The following is a 16,596-nucleotide window of genomic DNA, read 5'->3' as shown; positions in this document are numbered from 1 at the left end:
GGACCGGCGGTCAGGAGAGGATCTGCTCGCGGGTCTCACCGTAGGGAACGGTGTCGCTGAGGGCGAGGGTGTAACGGCTGGGAGTGTGGCGGGTGACCAGAATGCCGGAATAGCAGTGGGGCCTGGCTACCTGGCGGAGGGTGGCCTCGGCATCGTCGAGCAGCTCGTAAAGACGGCTTGGCTCGGTAACAACTACTTCTAAATTATGTGTGGCCTGACTACGCATGATGAACAGTTCCTTCCCATGGGTCTTGGTGCGCCCATGTGCCAACCCCACGTCATTGGGGTGTTGTGTTTTTGGAATCGGATTCAGCACGGAACCGTACTGCCCGCGGAAACGTATCTCCGCGGGCAGTACAGGAAAGACATTCCGGGCTGCAGGCCCTCAAAAACGAGGTCCTGCAGCCCGGAGGTGGCATCCCGCGACGTGTTGGGAGTGCGGGACGCCTCCGTCAACCGGCTGGTTAGTTGATGGCCGCGCGGAGCTGCTTGGCTGCCAGTGCCGGGTCGGCTGCACCGTAGATGGCACCGCCGGCAACGGCGACATCGGCACCGGCCTTCTGGACGTCACCGATGGTGGCGAGCTTGACGCCGCCTGCAACGGAGAACGGAACGCGGGCTTCAGCGCCGGCACGGAGCAGACCGTTCAGGTCGAAGCCGGGCTTTGCCTGCTCGTCCAGGCCGGCGTGCATCTCAACGAACTTCGCACCCAGGGCGCGGACTTCCTTGGCACGGGTTACCTTGTCCTCGATGCCGATGAGGTCAACGACAACACCCTTGTTGTGGGCCTTGGCGGCCTTGACGGCACCGGCGATGGTGGAGTCATCGGCAGCACCGAGCACGGTGACCAGGTCAGCGCCGGCCTTGAACGCGATGTCGGCTTCGAGCTCGCCGGCATCCATGGTCTTGAGGTCAGCGAAGACAACCTTGTCCGGGTGGGCGTTCTTGATCGCCGTGATGACTGAGAGGCCTTCGGCCTTGATCAGCGGGGTGCCCAGCTCGATGATGTCAACGAATTCGGCGACCTGGCCGGCGAGTTCGAGGGCGGCTTCGGTGGTCAGCAGGTCGATAGCAACTTGGAGCTTCATGATGGTGTTTTTCCTTCTGTTGAGAAATGCGGTTGGTGTTGAAACTTGATCAGGTACTGCGGTTGGTGAAATCTGTGTCTCGATTACTCGAGGTTTGCGTGCCTGAGCCAAAGCTCCTCGGCAGGTACATCCGTGTTGTCCCACAGGGACTGGAAGATGGCTTCGGTGGCGAGGAACAGGACCTGCTCGAAGAGGGACCCTGAGTACTGGCGGGTAACGCTCGAGCCGTGGTCGGTCTTCTGCGCGGCGGGAATGATCACCACGGAGTCGGCCAGGCCGGCAAGCGGTGAGCTCGCGTTCGTGGTGAACGCGGCAATCCGCGCCCCCGCCTTGGCTGCTGTCTCGGCTGACTTGACTACGCCCGAGGTGGTTCCCGATCCGGAGGCCACCAGGAGCAGGTCGCCGGAAGCGATTGCGGGTGTGGTGGTGTCACCGGCGATGTGGACGTTCAGGCCCAGGTGCATCAGCCTCATGGCAGCCATCCGGAGCACCAGGCCGCTGCGGCCGGCTCCGGCGACGAACACCCGGCCGGGATGGCTGAGGTGACGGGCCAGGTCGGCCAGCTGCTGCTCGTCGAGCTTGGCCGCGGTGTCCGTGATCTCGTCCCTGACAAGAGAGAGATTCCGGACAATGTCATCTGTGCTGCTGTACCCGGTACGAACTGCACTTGCTGTCGTAGTCACGATGTTTTCCCCTTCTATTCGGTCGTTGGCCTGTGGAGCCGAACGACGCTTTCTGGTTGATATCCATACTCCCGAAGGGAACGGGCAGGGGTAACACTGTTTTCTGACGGTTCTAACTACACTTAAGGATTGGTGCTCCCTACCGGCCCAGGGTAGGTGGACCGGACAGGGCCCGGAAAACCGCAGTTTTGAGGGATTTATTGCATAGACTCTGGGAAACGAGTTAAGTCCTGCCTATGTTGTCCGGACTGCTTGTCATCGAACCACCCCATATCTCATTCCCCGGAGCGCAGACTTTTGGCCTCGCCGTCCTCATTCCAGTCCCAGATCTACCGGTCCCTGCCGGAAATCGAGAGGGCCGACGCGATCGTGGACAGAATTACCAAGGCCATCAGCCTGGGACTGCTCAAAGTAGGTGAACGCCTGCCGCCCGAAGCGGCGCTCTCCGAAATGTTTGGCGTTGGCGGGGCCACGCTTCGCGAAGCACTGGGGGAACTGCGTGAGAGCGGAGTTGTCGAGACCCGCAGGGGCCGCAGCGGTGGAACTTTTGTCGTCAGCCAGCCGCGTACGCAGACCGATGCGATACGCGATTGGTTCCTCTCGACGTCGATCTCCGAAATCCGTGACATCGGTGACGAACATTCCGCCATCGCCGCCACCACCGTCCGCCTCGCATGTGAGCGTGCCGAAGCACACGACTGCGAACGCCTGCAGGAACTTGCCCGGGCTTTGGTCCTGGCCGATACCCCTGAACTGCGCGCACCTGCGGATAGCCGCTTCCACATAGAAATGGCCATCGCCGCACAGTCACCACGGCTTGCCAATGCCGAGATCCGGCTTCAGGAAGAAACAGTGCAGCAGCTTTGGACTCCGCTCACCGTGGCATTTGACCCTGAGCAGGCAACCGCTGAACACTTGGAACTGGTCCGGGCAGTTGCCCAGGACCAGCCGGAGAAAGCCCAGAACCTTGTCCTTGAGCACATCCGGCGGAACATTTTCCACCTCATCGACAAGAAGCTCACCCTCGGCTACGCCCAATCAACCCAGGATGGTCAATGATGCCCGCCGCTGAAGTCGCACACGCTGCCGCTACCCTTTCTTCCTGGCTGAGCGGCGTCTGCGCGGAGGTGAATAGACTCGCCAGCGACATTTCCTCCCTCCTGGAGGGAAATCTGGCCGGCAAGCCCGGCATCGACATGGCTGCACTGGCAGGGCTGGACGAATATCCCCGCGACTTCCTGACACGGAATACCTTTGCGGCCGGAGCCGGAACGTTCTTTGCGGTGGACACCCTCGCGCCGGGGCTTCCGGCGTTGGACTGGTGGGCCCGCAAGGAATACGGCACCGTCGGCAGGCTCGACCTGGACGTGACTCCCGGCAGCAGCCGCTACTACGACTATGAAAAGCTGCCGTTTTTCTCCACCGCCGCGTCCACAGGTGAACAGAGCCTCTGGGGGCCGTACGTGGACTTCCTTGGCTTCGAGGAATACATCCTGACATTTGCGGCTCCGCTGTCTGTCCAGGGACGGTTCACCGGTGTAGCTGCCTGCGACATCAGGATCAAGGACCTGGAACCCATCATCATGCCGACCCTGCGCGCTATCTCGGCCGACGCCGCCCTCGTCAACGCCAGCAACCGCGTCATTCTCGGCAACTCCGGCTTATATCTTGTGGGTGAGCGGATAAAGTCCGACTACCCCAATCAGCATCGGACCGCCCTGGACGTCCCCCACCTCGGGCTTTCCTTGATTTATATCGCCTAGCGTTCGGACTCGCGCTGCCAACGGAGCAGACCGGCAAGACGCTGGCCAGACTTATTGTGTACAAAAGCTATCGCAATAGAGGTTTTAAGCTGTAACCTCTGGGAGTGATCTGCTTCACATCGCGTTAGTGCGGAACAGTCATGAGTCCTTCGGCATAGCCCGTTGGGTCCACTCCTGAGCACCGCAGCCTCCTCATCCTGCATGCCGGCGCGCGCCGTCCGGAAATTTCACGCGGCAGCATGTCGCCGCGGCACTGCATGCCTGACTGGACAGAGCTGATCATTCACCGCCAACGGGGGATCCAAAACCGAGTTCCATAACGAAGAAGTCAGAGACGACTTCAGTAGTTTTAGGGAGATTCAATGAGTGAAAATCGTTTAGACGGCACCGATCACCTGGAAAGGTCGATCGACTGGAAGCAGGGTTTGGCCATTGCGCTGGGCGTTCCCTTGCTGATTCTGCCTTCCTTGGGCTACCTGCCGATGTACGTGTCTGCCGCAGCAATCCTCATCTGGGGAATATCGGTCCTGCAGGGTTTTATGCAGAGCACCGCCTATGCCGAGATGGCCACCACCTTCCCCAAAGCATCCGGCCTGCCGGGCTTTGCACAGCATGTCTTCCGGACGGAGAACTACAAGGGCAAGTACGACAAGGGCAAGCTGATCGGCGGCTTCAGCGCCTGGAGCTACTGGTTTGCCTGGAACCCTGTACTGGCCATCTTTTCCATCCTGGTGGGCGGATACCTGCACGGGCTGTTTCCTGTGCTGGCCGAGACCTTCACCGAGTACCAGCTGGCGCTAATCTCCGGCCTGGTGATTTTCACCGGGTTGTTCGTCGTGAACTGGTTCGGCCTCAAGGATGGCGCCAAGCTGGGTTACGTCCTGGCTGCGCTCTCTCTTATACCCCTGGTGGTCCTGACCGTAGCGCCTTTCGCCACCGGGAAGGTGGAGCTCTCAAATATCACCGGCAGCTGGATGCCGGCCGATTGGGCCTGGGACATGCACCACATCCTGATCCTCTTTGGCATCTTTGCGATTGCCCAGTGGAGTGCATGCGCCTGGGAAACGGCAGCCATCTACGGTCCCGAGTATAAAAACCCGTCGAGAGACGTTCCCAAAGCGCTCTATGCGTGCGGCATCATCTGTTTCTTCTCGTTTGTTTTGGTGCAATCTGCAGTGATCGGCGTGCTGGGAGTTGAGGGCGTACTGGCCGAGCCCTTGTCGCCACTGATTCCAGTGGCCCTGGCCGTCTTCGGCCAAGCAGGCACCATGGTCACCATCATCATGCTGATCGCTGCCATGATCCTCATCATCCAGACGGCCTACCTGGGCTCCTCCCGCGCCATGCACTCCATGTCGAGTGAAGGCAACCTGCCCAGGGTGTTCGGCAAAACAAACCGCCAGGGTACACCGTTTGTTGCCATGCTGGTCATCGGTGCCTTCAACCTCGTGCTGATTTCCATGGGGACGCCGGCGGCAATCCTTGCGGCGTCCGCGATCGGCTACACCTGCGCCAACGGCATCAGCCTGTTTGCCTATGTCAGGGCCAAAAATCACCCTGCCTTCAAAAACCTGGAACGGCCCTTCAAGGCACCCAAGGGCTGGAAAAAGGTGGCCCTGATCTTCGGCCTCTTCAACCTCCCCCTGTGCCTGGTGGGCGTGGTGTACCTGAACAGCCTGGAGGTCGGCTGGACTTCAACCTGGGTGGGCTTCCTCGTGCTGTCGCTATACATACCCATCTGGTTGTATACCCAGCGCGAATCCCGCCGCTTAAGCGGCAAGGCAGCTACCGCTCCCTCCTCGGACGAGGACGCCGGAGATCTTGAAAGGGTTCCAAGTCCCTGACAGGGAAAACACCCGGGCTTTTCAGCGCATATTTCACGGCGGATGCCGGGCCTTTCCAAGGCCCGGCATCCGCCGTGAGTGCGTTCGGGGGCCCGGGCCTGTCAACCGCGCCACGAAGAAATAAAACGGAATTTTGGCCTTAACTTTTAAAAAGTCTGGACTAGATGAATTAAGTCCCGTAGGTTTGCTTGTGGGGCAGGAAGCGTGACTCACATCACATCTCACGCAGGTCGGCCAGGCCGGTCCTCCGGAAGACGTCCCTTCCCGAATCCCATCTTTCACACCACCAGTCATAGGAGACAGCACCATGGAAACTGCACTCGTAGGATCACTGACCAAGGCCGGATCCATCCACAAGGTCGAAAACGGCTTCATCGGCCTGCCGTCGATGAACGAGCCCGGCACGATCTCCGCGATCGGCGACTCGCTGCACAACCCGGAGGGCTCGGTCATGTGCGCCGGCTTCTTCGAACTGAAGGCGTCCGAGCCGCTGGTCTACACCTACACCTACGACGAGATGAAGGTTGTCATCAAGGGCGAATTCATCCTCACCGACCAGAGCACCGGCGAAGTCACACACGCCAAGGAACGCGACGTGCTGTTCTTCCCCAAGGGCACCACCGTGAAGTTCGAAACCCCCGAGTACGGCCTGGGGTTCTTCGCCGGCGACCGCACCTTCAACCCGTAAGGACCGACCATGCGTTCCGCGTCCACGCCGCCAGCAGCCGGCAACGGCCTGGAACCTGGTTTCCGCGGTGTCATCTGTGTATCTTTCGGATCCACAGGTGACACCGCAGTTCCAGACACCGATGGCCAGCCCCGCTACGATCTCCGTTTCGAAGCAGCAACAGCCGACACCCTCTTGGAACTCAAGTCCGTCTTCAGCAGTTCCCGTGTTGGCGTCCGCCTTGTCCTTGCAGGACCCCCGGCAGATATCCGGGCAGCCGCCGCAGTCGCAGCGGACTGCGGACTTCTGGGGGAGGAAGTAACGCTGCTGTCCCAGGAAACCGGACCCCGGTTTGTTTATTGTCCGCATTGCCTCTCCACCACCGCTGACCGGACAGGCGGCACCGAGGTGACGTGTCACGGGTGCTCCACCGTCCTGGCCGTCACTGATCACTTTTCCCGACGAAGAGGCGCATACCTGGGCTACTCAGCCCATGCCGAGGAGGCAGCATGACCGCCATAGCGCTCCAGCCCCAGGTCCACCCGGCGGTGGAGGGAGGCCTCCACCTGGAGGTGACAGACATCAGCCGCCAGACGGAATCGATTGTCAGCATTACCTTCGCCGCTCCGGAGGGTGGACGGTTGCCCTCCTACGTCCCGGGGAGCCACCTGGTGGTCCAATACGGGAGCGGCGTCAATGCATACTCGCTGACAGGTTCAGGCAACGCACCGTCCGACTACACCATCTCTGTCCTGAGGGTCGATGAAGGCGCCGGCGGCTCGGTAGCCATGCACCGGCTCTCCGTCGGCGACCGTGTTAACGTTTCGCGCCCCCGGAGCGCATTTGCTCCCGCATCAACCGCGTCGCATCATCTGCTGGTTGCTGCAGGAATCGGGATCACGCCGATTCTTTCGCACGCCAGGGCCGCAGTGGAGCGGGGCAACACAGCATCAATGATCTACGTGCACCGGCCGGACGCCGGCGCCCACGTGACGGAAGCACGGGAACTGCTGGGGCCGGGGCTGACCGCTCTGGTGGAGTGCACCAGCCGGAGCAGTTTCCAAAGCGTTCTGGCCGAAGCGCTCATAACGCAGCCCCTCGGCACCCACCTCTACGTGTGCGGTCCCGTTGTCTTCATGGATGCGGTCCTGGAAGAGGCCCGGAGCCAGGGCTGGTCAGCCGCCCGGCTTCACTCAGAAGCCTTTGGCGCAACCGAACTGGACGCGGGTGAACCCTTTACGGTGCATCTGGCACGCAGCGGCGTTAGTTTGGAAGTTCCGGCCGGCGTTTCGCTGCTGGAGACACTCGAAACAGCAGGGAAGACCATCCCCAACATGTGCCGCAAGGGCATCTGCGGGGAATGCGTCCTGCCGGTTCTTCGTGGCGCACCGCAGCACCGCGACCTATACCTGTCCGACCAGGAAAAAGCCGAGAACACCACAATGATGTGCTGTGTTTCGCGCAGCAACGACCCAGAATTGGAGTTGGACCTTTGAGTAGCACGATCATCGAAACCGATCCGGACGCAGCCCTCCTCCCCGAACGGATCAGGCGCTTCCCTTTTCCTTTTGCCAACGACACGTACCGGTACAGCGCTAACGTCGAACCGGCCACCAAGACCGCACCGACAGAAGCAGGCTCCTGGGGAGCCCACCTGGTGGACATCGACGAACACTACCTGGACGAACTGTCCGAGCGCGCCAAGGTGCTGGAACGCGACGCTTCCCGCGTGAATGTCCTCCCCCATATGCGACCGGCAGTGTGGGACGCCCTGACCACCCTGCTGTCCTCCATGGCGGATGATTACCCGGACACGATGTCTTTCCACCGGGAAGGCAACATCTGCCGCTGGCATAACGGCCTGCAGAATCTCGACGTCGAATTTACCGTCGGCGACGACAGCTCACTGCCTGAAGGTCCACTGCGGTTCCTCGGCAGCCAGGTCCAGGACGACATCATTCTTCTCGACGTCCGGGACGATACCCTGTGGCTCGATGCCGGCCTCGTGACCTTCGCCGCTGACTGGTCATTCGGCTTCGATGTCGGCATGAACTTCATGGAAATCCATCATCCCGTCCCGCGGGTGAAGGAAGAACGCATCATCAGCCGGGCTGAGCAGTTCCTGCTGCGCCTGCAGCCCGGCGAACAGTTCCGGCGGACCAACTGGACCATGACCATCGGCCGGCGCATGGACACCTCCACGGAAACGTACCCGGAGTGGGGTCCGGGCCGAAGCACCATTGCCGACGACCCTGCCATGCCGGAGAAGCTCCACCTTCGCGTGGAAGTTCAGCACCTGGTCCGCCTTCCGCACTCCGGCGCCTTGCTGTTCCTGGTCAGGACCCACCTCCTGCCCCTTTCCGACATCGCCCGGGTGCCGGCGTGGCGGGAAAAGATGGGCCATGTGCTGGCCGAACTGCCGGACGACATGGCCGAATACAAGGGCATCATCCGCTACCGCAAAGCCGCTTCTGACTGGCTGCTGGGCCGCTAGCTCCCGCTAGCGCGCCATAAATAGAGCAATAAGAGAATATCCCTAAAAAAAGCTAGACTAAATGATTTATTTCACGTAGCTTGGCTGCAAGAGGAATACGTGACCGGCATCACGCCGGCGGAGTTCAGTGCAGAGCTCCGCTGGCAAAGCCCGGGTCCGGTCTCCTCCAGGCAGGTTTCAAGAACATGAGCGGTCTGCCAGGTACTTGCCAAACGCCACTCATGTCACGGGGCAACTCGCCTAACAGGCCATAGGGATCTTCATCCTCACGAAAGAACCAAGGAGAAAACCATGACTCTCAACACTGAAATTCACACCGGGGTAGGGGTTTCCCACCCGCTTGATCCGCTCTCCCGCGAGGAGATTTCCCGGGCCGCCGCGATCCTGAAGGACGGCCCGGCCGCCGCGGAATCATTCCGCTTCATCAGCATTGAACTGCGCGAACCGGAGAAGGAACTGCTCCGCACCGGCGCCGCTGTCACCCGTGAAGCCGACGCAGTCCTGGTCAACCGAGCCGAAGCACGGTCCTACGAAGCGATCGTGGACCTCGAATCAGGCATCGTCTCCAAATGGACCCAGCTCGCCGCGCACATCCACCCCCCGTTCATGCTCGATGAATTCGCCGAAGGCGAAGAGTCCTGCCGCCAGAACCCCGAGGTCCAGGCCGCCCTGGCCAAACGCGGGATCACCGACATGTCCCTGGTCTGCTTCGAACCCTGGTCCGTGGGCTACTTCGGCGAAGACGACCTGGGCCGGCGCCTGATGCGCGCCCTGGTCTTCGTCCGCGAAGAAGCCGACGACAGCCCCTACGCCCACCCGATCGAGAACTTCATCGTCATCGTGGACCTGAACTCCGGCGAGGTCGTCAAGGTCGATGACGACCAGGCCATCCCCGTCCCCTCCGCGTCCGGGAACTACCTGCCCAAATACGTCGGCGAACCCCGCACCGACCTCAAACCCATCTCCATCACCCAGCCCGAAGGCGCCTCCTTCACCGTCACCGGCAACCACGTCCAGTGGGCCGACTGGTCCTTCCGCGTCGGCTTCACCCCCCGCGAAGGCCTGGTCCTGCACCAGCTCAAATTCCGCAACAAGGGCGTCGAACGCCCCGTGCTCAACCGCGCCTCGCTCTCCGAAATGGTCGTCCCCTACGGTGACACCGCCCCCGTCCAGGCCAAAAAGAACGCCTTCGACTCCGGCGAATACAACATCGGAAACATGGCCAACTCCCTCACCCTGGGCTGTGACTGCCTCGGCGAAATCAAATACTTCGACGGGATCACCGCCGACAGCCACGGCAACCCCCTCACCATCGAAAACGCCATCTGCATGCACGAAGAAGACGACTCCATCCTCTGGAAGCACTTCGACTTCCGCGAAGGCACCACCGAAACCCGCCGCTCCCGCAAACTCGTCATCTCCTTCATCGCCACCGTCGCGAACTACGAATACGCCTTCTACTGGCACCTCTTCCTCGACGGATCCATCGAATTCCTCGTCAAAGCCACCGGCATCCTCTCCACCGCCGGCCAGAAACCCGGCGAAAACAGCCCCTACGGCCAGAACCTGAACAACGACGGACTCTACGCCCCCATCCACCAGCACATGTTCAACGTCCGCATGGACTTCGAAATCGACGGCCCCACCAACGCCGTCTACGAAGTCGACATGGAAATCCCCGAACACAACCCCACCCACACCGCCTTCATGGCCGTGGACCGGCTCCTGGAAACCGAACAAGCCGCCATCCGCAAAACCGACACCTCCAAACACCGCTTCTGGAAGATCGCCAACCGCGACAGCAAAAACATCGTCAACGAACCCGTCGCCTACCGCCTGATCCCCACCGACGGCATCCAACTCGCCGCCGGCGATGAATCCTACGTCTCCAAACGAGCCCAATTCGCCCGGAACAACCTCTGGGTCACCGCCTACGACCGCACCGAACGCTTCGCCGCCGGCGAATTCCCCAACCAAGCCACCGGCGAAGACGACGGCCTGCACATCTGGACCCAAAAAGACCGCAACATCGTCGACCAAGACCTCGTCGTCTGGTACACCTTCGGCATGCACCACGTCGTCCGCCTCGAAGACTGGCCCATCATGCCCCGCCAAAACATCGGCTTCATGCTCGAACCCCACGGCTTCTTCGACCAAAACCCCACCCTCAACCTCCCCACCAACGAAAACCGCACCAACACCACCACCGACACCTGCTGCACCTCAGATAAATAATCCGGAACCAGCTTCAGGAAAACCACGAACCACGGACATGAACTAAAGCTGGAAACGAACATCCTCAAACAGGCGGTCCCCGGTGCTGTAAGAAAAGCACCGGGGACCGCCTGTACCCAACCCAAACCTGTAGCGAGAGTGTGATCCGCGTGTTCAATATCCCCGCAATTACCTGGACCCTCACGGTAATCCTGCTGCTTAGCGGCAGCTACCACCTCCTGCAGGCTGCCAAGCCGCACCAGCTCACCGACCGGGTCAACAACACCCTCCACGCCGTCATGAACATCCTGATGGCGCTCATGCTCTGGAACTTCGCACCTTCCACCGTGCTCGCCCAGATCGCTGTCCTCGCGGGCGCAGCCCTCTGGTTCGTCATCCAGGCCGTCGCCCGGCCCGAATTCAAAATCCTCTGTGCAGGCAGCCAGGGCCGCCTGAAATGCCTGTACCACGGCTTCAGCATGGCCGGGGCCGCCGTCATGGTCACCATGATGACTAGCCACATCACCACTGGCCCTGGGGCCGGCCCCGCGGACGCCTCAGCGCTTCCCGGCGCCCATCACGGAATGTCGCATTCAACCCCCGCCATGGCCACGGCCACCATTGACCATCTGCCCGGCCTCGCCACGCCCCTGACAATCGTCTTCGCGGCCGCGGCACTGGTCTTTGTCTCCCTCCTGGTGCGCAACCGGAAACCGTCAACCGCAGCCCGCGGCACAGCAGCCGCAAGGCACTCGCCCCGAAAACAACACGGCCTCGAAGCCGTGGGCGCCGCCGCAATGGCCCTCATGTTCGCCACTATGGCCTAGGGGATGATCCCCTGATGAACCCTGCGGTCAGCTCCTCCCCCGATGCGATGCCGGCGAACACCTCATCGAAAAGACCTGCGACTCAAACCTCGAACCCGGGGAGTGCTTCTTCTGTACCGGGCCCGAGACGGATTGAGTACGCGACACAGCCCGGGGCCTTCCGTTCGGATAGCGGGAGGCCCCGGTTCCAACCCTTGGGAAGGTTCATCGTGAAACTGGCCACCCGCCGTCGGGCGCTGCAAGCGCAGCCAAAGGATCCGTCATGTCGTGGATGATCCTCATTCTTTCCGGGTCGCTCGAGGCCGTCTGGGCCGCGGCCCTGCACCGGACTTTCCAGGCCACCGGCCGGCGCCGCATCGCCCCCGCGCTCCTGTTCCTTGTCTCCGTCCTCGCCAGCATGGCCGGACTCGCCTTTGCCATGCAGACCATCCCCACCGGGACGGCGTACGCCGTCTGGGTGGGCGTGGGCGTGGTGCTGACCTCCGCCTACGCCATGCTCACCAAGGCTGAACGCCCGACGACGGCGCGCCTGCTGCTGCTCACCGGCATCGCCGCGTGCGTGGTTGGCCTGAAGGTGGTGGCATGATGACCAAGCGTTCCGTTGCATGGCTGCTGCTGCTGGCCTCCGCCGTCCTCGAAGCCGTCTGGGCCACCGCTTTGGGCCTGTCCAATGGCTTCACTTTGCCCGTCCCCACACTGGTTTTCGCCGTCACGGCTACCCTGAGCATGATCGGTTTGGGGCTCGCCATCCGGAGCATTCCCCTCGGCACCGCCTACGCCGTCTGGGTGGGAATCGGGGCGGCCCTGACGGTGGGCTGGGCCATGGCCACCGGCGTCGAACCCTTCAGCCTCCTGAAAGTGCTCTTCATCGCGGGGATCGTTGGCTGCGCCGCCGGGCTGAAGTCCCTGCCGGCGGACACCACGCCCGGTGCCGGAGGTTCCGACGCGGACCGATCCGACGCGGACCGATCCGAGGCGGACCGATCAGATGCGGATCACTCCGACGCCGGAATCCCCGCCTGAGCCTCACGCTGGATCGTTCCAGCGGTTCAGACGCCCGCTTTGAGGAGAAGCGCGTCAATCATCATGAAGAACTGGGCGCGGTGATCGGTGGCTTTGGGGTCGGTCATGTATTGGATGGCAGCGCCGTCGTAAATCATCAGGAAAAGCCTCACCAGCGCAGGGAATTCTATGAGGCAGCGGTCGCCGTTGCTTTGGGCGGCGGCGGAGAATATGTTTCCCAGTTCCACTTCATAAGCGGGATAAATCTTCGCGGCCAGCGGGCTGACTGCCGCATTGCGCGTTGCCCACAGAATGAGTTCGATCTCGGAAAGGATGCTGGCGGGCTCTTCCTCCAAAGCACGCCAGTAGCCTTCGGCCACCTGTTCCACGGCTTTTCGGAGGCCCAGATGGGCGGGAACGTCACGGGAAAAGCGGCTTAGGTTCTTAAACCAGGCCTCGGCGGCTGCGTCCATCAGTTCTTCTTTATTGCTAAAGCAATAGTGAGCCGTGGCAAGGGGAGCGTTAGCCTCCTTGGCGATGGCCCGAATAGTCACGGACTGAACCCCCTCGCGGCGCATTAGTTCAACCGTTGCTGCAATTAACTGTTCTTTTCGTTCTTCGGCGGATACCCGCATGGCTCACTCTCCAGTCTCCCGTTTCGGCCCGACAGGGACACTTCCTTAAAGACTATTGCGTGAGCGTCCAAAAAAGGTCCAAGCCCCGGCCCTGGCGACGGGGAAGGGATTGATTTCTGGCTGGTGCAGGCCCGGGCCCCCGTGAAGGACCAGTGGCAGAACCTGCCGATACCGGGCACCCGTCTACGCGCGCATGGTCACCGTTTACGGCCCCAATCCGGACGGCGCCGAATCGCATTCGTTCCGATACTCCGAAGTCTGAGCCACTGCGGACGCAGAAACGAACACGGTGGGCGATGAAATCGCCCACCGTGTTCGTTGGTTGCATCCGCAGGCTCCTCCTATGCGGGGGAACCGGTGGCCGGTGGTAGCTGCGGAGTGATGATCGAAGGATGGTCGTATTCGCTCGAGAAGGCCAGGAAGCCCAGGTGGGCCTCGTAACGGACCAGCACGTCTTCCATGATCTGCTGCCGGGTCACGCCCATCAGGTCATAACCCTCGGAGCCGGTCTGCGCGAACACTTCCACGCGGTAGTAGACATCGGATTCGTTATGCATGCCGCGGCCGAATTTCGGTACTGAAGCTTCGACAGCCTGGAGCTGGTAGTGGAAGTCCCGGTGGTCCGGGATGGCCACCACGAGCACATGGCCCGAGACACCCGTGTCTTCGTTCGGGATGGTTTCCAGGGTTGCATTATGGCCCTGTTTGGTGAACTCCTCGACAGCCTCGGCCAGCGCCGGCTGTGCCGTGAACTCAATGAACCTCGCCGCCTCGTCCCTGGACGGGTAGGAGCGTATCTTCGCCAGTCGCTGGCCCCACGTGCGGTCCGCCGTGTGGCCGCCGTGCACCGCTAACGACTGCCGCCGCTGTATGCGGCCCTCACGTTCGATCCGCTCCATCCGCAGCGCCTTCGTGAAGGAAACCATGACCAGCCAGGCGATGATCGTCACTGGCAGTGCGAAGATCAGGGTGGCGTATTCCATGGTGGTCACACCGCCTGCCACGAGCATCGCGATGGTCAAGAGCGCGGTGACAAGGGCCCAGAAGATTCGCAGCCACTTGGGGCCGTCCTGGGACGGGTCCTTGATGGTGGAGGAGAAGTTGGACATCATCATGGCGCCTGAGTTGGCGCTGGTGAGGTAGAACAGCATGCCGGACAAGGTGCCCAGGCCGATCAGGAGAGGGGCTCCGGGGAACATTCCAAGCAGGGCGTACCAACCCTGCTCCGGGCTGTCGACCGCCAGTTTCGCGAACTCCGAGTTGCCACTCAAAACCTGGTGCATGGCGCTGTTGCCGAAGATGCTTACCACCAGGAAGTCGCACAGCACCGGAAAGGTGATGGCGGCGATGACGAATTCCCGAAGCGTCCGGCCACGCGAGATGCGGGCCAGGAACAGGCCCACGAACGGGCCCCAGGCCAACCAGAAGGCCCAGAAGAACAGGGTCCAGCCGCCCATCCACTCCGAACCGCCGTCCTGGTACGCGAACGTCTGCAGGGTGCGCTCGGGCAGGGTGAAGACAAAGCGGCCGATGTTCTCCACCAGGGAGTTGAGAAGGAAGGAGGTCTGGCCGGTCACCAGGATGTACAGCAGCAGTGCGGCGGCGCTCCAGATGTTCAGCTCCGCAATCCAGCGGATCGCTTTGTCGACGCCGGAGGTGCACGCCGCGATGGTGAGAACCACCGCTACAATCACCAGTGCGATCTGCAGTGCCAGGCCCTGTTCCAGACCGAACATGATCGAGAAGCCGACGTTCAGGAGCACAACGCCGATGCCCATCGCCGTGGCCACGCCAAAGACGGTTCCGACCAGGGTGACGATGTCGATCGCGTCGCCGAGCCCGCCCCGGACGCGTTTGCCCAGCAGCGGATACAAGGCCGACCGGATGGACAGCGGCATGCCCCACCTATAGGCGAAATAGCCCATGGCCATGCCAAGGAGCGCGTACATAGCCCAGCCCGCCACGCCATAGTGGAACATGGTCCACACCACGGCTTCGTGGGCCGCCTCAGCCGTCTGGCCTGCGCCCTCCGGCGGTTTCATGTACTGGGTGATGGGTTCGGTGACGGAATAGAAGAGCATGTCGATTCCCACACCGGCGGCGAACAGGTAGGCCACCCAGGTGAAAAGCTTGTACTGCGGACGGGAGTGGTCCGGGCCCATCCGGACGGAGCCGACCTTGGACAGCGCTACCCACAGGACAAAACCGATGACGACGGTGACGGTGAGGACATAAAACCAGCCGAGATTTTCCGCGATCCAGAAAACCACCGTTTTCATGGTTCCCTTCGCGGTGGTGGGCGCCAGCATCGCCCAGATAGAGAAGGCTACGGTGATGCTTGCAGCGATGATGAGGACGCGCCAATTAACCTTGGGGCCGCCGTCCTTGATAAGTTCGCCGGGCACAGTGTCTGGCTCTTTGTCAGTGATGATACTCAAAGGTCCAACTCCAATTCTTGGTCTCTGCTGCGTGAACGCAGCACATCATGATGGTGTTCGCGGCCGTTTGCTGGTCAGTCAGGTAGGGGTTCCGTTGCTGGAGGCCTCGGTTTTCCGGCAGGGAGCAGATGCCCTCAGGCACAGGCCGGGGACGCTTTCCTGCTTTTTCGAGGGACTCCGGCAGCGGGACGCCGGCCGGAACGTCCAATCTGATGCCGGTACGGGCCGGGTTCACAGCGAACCGTTGGCCCTCGTCAATTTCGGCCACGCCGAGGGGTATGCATACGGCGAGCCACGCGGCCAGCCAAATCCCGCACAAGCGGGAGCACAGTGCGGAGGACCGAGGAAATTTCTCAAAAGGGGCCCGTGTGTGGTGCCCCTGGGATGACGCGGGCCGACGGGCCCTTAGGGTGCGAAGGTGCGGTCGCCGGCGAAGAACCCCAGGCCGTACTCGGGGGTTTCGAACTTCACGGTGGTGCCCTTGGGGAAGAACAGCACGTCGCGTTCCTTCGCGTGTGTGACTTCGCCGGTGCTCTGGTCCGTGAGGATGAATTCGCCCTTGATGACAACCTTCATCTCGTCGTAGGTGTAGGTGTAGACCAGCGGCTCGGACGCCTTCAGCTCGAAGAAGCCGGCGCACATGACCGAGCCCTCCGGGTTGTGCAGCGAGTCGCCGATCGCGGAGATCGTGCCCGGCTCGTTCATCGACGGCAGGCCGATGAAGCCGTTTTCGACCTTGTGGATGGATCCGGCCTTGGTCAGCGATCCTACGAGTGCAGTTTCCATGGTGCTGTCTCCTAAATAAGTGCGGGAAAGATATGTCAGAGCTGTACGTCTTTGGCAGAACTGTTCAATCTTTGGTGCCTATAAGACTGTCTTGAAGAACCGGGCTGGAACCCGCATGGGGGCTTCCTGAGGGATCGCCTGCAACCCGAAGTTTG

The 16,596-nt window shown here is 61.6% G+C and carries 18 protein-coding genes; 11 read left to right on the top strand and 7 right to left on the bottom strand.

The window, feature by feature from the left end; genetic code table 11:
* Positions 1-10: 10 nt before the first annotated feature.
* From GUV69_RS17160 to hxlB, 3 genes are all read right to left on the bottom strand, one after another.
* Positions 11-226 carry a hypothetical protein gene (locus GUV69_RS17160; protein ID WP_164204625.1) on the bottom strand — a complete coding sequence of 72 codons (216 nt, stop codon included), beginning with the start codon at positions 224-226 and terminating at the stop codon, positions 11-13.
* A gap of 238 nt (positions 227-464) precedes the next feature.
* A complete protein-coding gene (hxlA, locus tag GUV69_RS17155; protein ID WP_164204622.1) occupies positions 465-1,088 on the bottom strand; it encodes a 3-hexulose-6-phosphate synthase in 624 nt (207 codons plus the stop codon).
* Positions 1,089-1,171: 83 nt separating this feature from the next.
* On the bottom strand, positions 1,172-1,771 hold the full coding sequence (gene hxlB, locus GUV69_RS17150) for a 6-phospho-3-hexuloisomerase (RefSeq protein ID WP_208786664.1): 600 nt from the start codon (positions 1,769-1,771) through the stop codon (positions 1,172-1,174).
* A 297-nt stretch (positions 1,772-2,068) separates the two neighbouring features.
* Here hxlB and GUV69_RS17145 point away from each other — a divergent pair, with 297 nt between their 5' ends.
* The 11 genes from GUV69_RS17145 to GUV69_RS17095 all read left to right on the top strand — a co-directional run bounded on the left by GUV69_RS17145 (position 2,069) and on the right by GUV69_RS17095 (position 12,603).
* Complete coding sequence (locus GUV69_RS17145) at positions 2,069-2,830, top strand: FadR/GntR family transcriptional regulator (protein ID WP_164204620.1); 762 nt, start codon at positions 2,069-2,071, stop codon at positions 2,828-2,830.
* On the top strand, positions 2,827-3,534 hold the full coding sequence (locus tag GUV69_RS17140) for a cache domain-containing protein (RefSeq protein ID WP_164204617.1): 708 nt from the start codon (positions 2,827-2,829) through the stop codon (positions 3,532-3,534). Before GUV69_RS17145 ends, GUV69_RS17140 begins: the two co-directional genes overlap by 4 nt.
* 362 nt (positions 3,535-3,896) lie before the next feature.
* On the top strand, positions 3,897-5,378 hold the full coding sequence (locus tag GUV69_RS17135; RefSeq protein ID WP_164204615.1) for an APC family permease: 1,482 nt from the start codon (positions 3,897-3,899) through the stop codon (positions 5,376-5,378).
* Between the two features lie 307 nt (positions 5,379-5,685).
* Positions 5,686-6,066 (top strand): cupin domain-containing protein, encoded by a 381-nt coding sequence (locus GUV69_RS17130; RefSeq protein ID WP_164204613.1) that lies wholly within the window; start codon positions 5,686-5,688, stop codon positions 6,064-6,066.
* Between the two features lie 9 nt (positions 6,067-6,075).
* Positions 6,076-6,558 (top strand): dimethylamine monooxygenase subunit DmmA family protein, encoded by a 483-nt coding sequence (locus GUV69_RS17125; protein ID WP_164204611.1) that lies wholly within the window; start codon positions 6,076-6,078, stop codon positions 6,556-6,558.
* A complete protein-coding gene (locus GUV69_RS17120; RefSeq protein WP_208786663.1) occupies positions 6,555-7,541 on the top strand; it encodes a PDR/VanB family oxidoreductase in 987 nt (328 codons plus the stop codon). The genes GUV69_RS17125 and GUV69_RS17120 overlap by 4 nt, the downstream gene beginning before the upstream one ends.
* Complete coding sequence (locus GUV69_RS17115) at positions 7,538-8,539, top strand: heme-dependent oxidative N-demethylase family protein (protein ID WP_244292760.1); 1,002 nt, start codon at positions 7,538-7,540, stop codon at positions 8,537-8,539. Before GUV69_RS17120 ends, GUV69_RS17115 begins: the two co-directional genes overlap by 4 nt.
* Before the next feature lie 291 nt (positions 8,540-8,830).
* Positions 8,831-10,774: a primary-amine oxidase gene (locus tag GUV69_RS17110; protein ID WP_164204607.1), complete on the top strand. Its 1,944-nt coding sequence runs from the start codon at positions 8,831-8,833 to the stop codon at positions 10,772-10,774.
* Positions 10,775-10,923: 149 nt separating this feature from the next.
* Positions 10,924-11,580 (top strand): DUF5134 domain-containing protein, encoded by a 657-nt coding sequence (locus GUV69_RS17105; protein WP_164204605.1) that lies wholly within the window; start codon positions 10,924-10,926, stop codon positions 11,578-11,580.
* Positions 11,581-11,842: 262 nt separating this feature from the next.
* Positions 11,843-12,166 (top strand): DMT family transporter, encoded by a 324-nt coding sequence (locus tag GUV69_RS17100; RefSeq protein WP_164204603.1) that lies wholly within the window; start codon positions 11,843-11,845, stop codon positions 12,164-12,166.
* A complete protein-coding gene (locus GUV69_RS17095; RefSeq protein ID WP_164206706.1) occupies positions 12,166-12,603 on the top strand; it encodes a DMT family transporter in 438 nt (145 codons plus the stop codon). Before GUV69_RS17100 ends, GUV69_RS17095 begins: the two co-directional genes overlap by 1 nt.
* A gap of 26 nt (positions 12,604-12,629) precedes the next feature.
* Here GUV69_RS17095 and GUV69_RS17090 read toward each other — a convergent pair whose 3' ends face one another.
* The 4 genes from GUV69_RS17090 to GUV69_RS17075 form a co-directional block, all read right to left on the bottom strand.
* Positions 12,630-13,217, bottom strand: a complete 588-nt coding sequence (locus tag GUV69_RS17090; protein WP_164204601.1) for a TetR/AcrR family transcriptional regulator — start codon at positions 13,215-13,217, stop codon at positions 12,630-12,632.
* Between the two features lie 341 nt (positions 13,218-13,558).
* Positions 13,559-15,655 carry a choline BCCT transporter BetT gene (gene betT, locus GUV69_RS17085; protein ID WP_164204599.1) on the bottom strand — a complete coding sequence of 699 codons (2,097 nt, stop codon included), beginning with the start codon at positions 15,653-15,655 and terminating at the stop codon, positions 13,559-13,561.
* Positions 15,639-15,923 (bottom strand): hypothetical protein, encoded by a 285-nt coding sequence (locus tag GUV69_RS17080; RefSeq protein ID WP_164204597.1) that lies wholly within the window; start codon positions 15,921-15,923, stop codon positions 15,639-15,641. Before GUV69_RS17080 ends, betT begins: the two co-directional genes overlap by 17 nt.
* A 137-nt stretch (positions 15,924-16,060) precedes the next feature.
* Positions 16,061-16,441 (bottom strand): cupin domain-containing protein, encoded by a 381-nt coding sequence (locus tag GUV69_RS17075; protein ID WP_164204595.1) that lies wholly within the window; start codon positions 16,439-16,441, stop codon positions 16,061-16,063.
* Positions 16,442-16,596: the final 155 nt, after the last annotated feature.

Origin of the sequence: [Micrococcus luteus] ATCC 49442, assembly GCF_010367585.1 — a bacterium.
Taxonomy (GTDB): domain Bacteria; phylum Actinomycetota; class Actinomycetes; order Actinomycetales; family Micrococcaceae; genus Arthrobacter; species Arthrobacter luteus_A.
Note: the sequence above shows the minus strand (reverse complement) of the source record. Positions and strands in the feature narration are given on the sequence as shown.

Excerpts from the sequence above, each read along its gene's own strand:
- GUV69_RS17160 (WP_164204625.1), bottom strand. The coding sequence starts at position 226 with ATGCGTAGTCAGGCCACACATAATTTAGAAGTAGTTGTTACCGAGCCA.
- hxlA (WP_164204622.1), bottom strand. The coding sequence starts at position 1,088 with ATGAAGCTCCAAGTTGCTATCGACCTGCTGACCACCGAAGCCGCCCTC.
- GUV69_RS17140 (WP_164204617.1), top strand. The coding sequence starts at position 2,827 with ATGATGCCCGCCGCTGAAGTCGCACACGCTGCCGCTACCCTTTCTTCC.
- GUV69_RS17135 (WP_164204615.1), top strand. The coding sequence starts at position 3,897 with ATGAGTGAAAATCGTTTAGACGGCACCGATCACCTGGAAAGGTCGATC.
- GUV69_RS17130 (WP_164204613.1), top strand. The coding sequence starts at position 5,686 with ATGGAAACTGCACTCGTAGGATCACTGACCAAGGCCGGATCCATCCAC.
- GUV69_RS17125 (WP_164204611.1), top strand. The coding sequence starts at position 6,076 with ATGCGTTCCGCGTCCACGCCGCCAGCAGCCGGCAACGGCCTGGAACCT.
- GUV69_RS17120 (WP_208786663.1), top strand. The coding sequence starts at position 6,555 with ATGACCGCCATAGCGCTCCAGCCCCAGGTCCACCCGGCGGTGGAGGGA.
- GUV69_RS17110 (WP_164204607.1), top strand. The coding sequence starts at position 8,831 with ATGACTCTCAACACTGAAATTCACACCGGGGTAGGGGTTTCCCACCCG.
- GUV69_RS17100 (WP_164204603.1), top strand. The coding sequence starts at position 11,843 with ATGTCGTGGATGATCCTCATTCTTTCCGGGTCGCTCGAGGCCGTCTGG.
- GUV69_RS17095 (WP_164206706.1), top strand. The coding sequence starts at position 12,166 with ATGACCAAGCGTTCCGTTGCATGGCTGCTGCTGCTGGCCTCCGCCGTC.
- GUV69_RS17090 (WP_164204601.1), bottom strand. The coding sequence starts at position 13,217 with ATGCGGGTATCCGCCGAAGAACGAAAAGAACAGTTAATTGCAGCAACG.
- GUV69_RS17075 (WP_164204595.1), bottom strand. The coding sequence starts at position 16,441 with ATGGAAACTGCACTCGTAGGATCGCTGACCAAGGCCGGATCCATCCAC.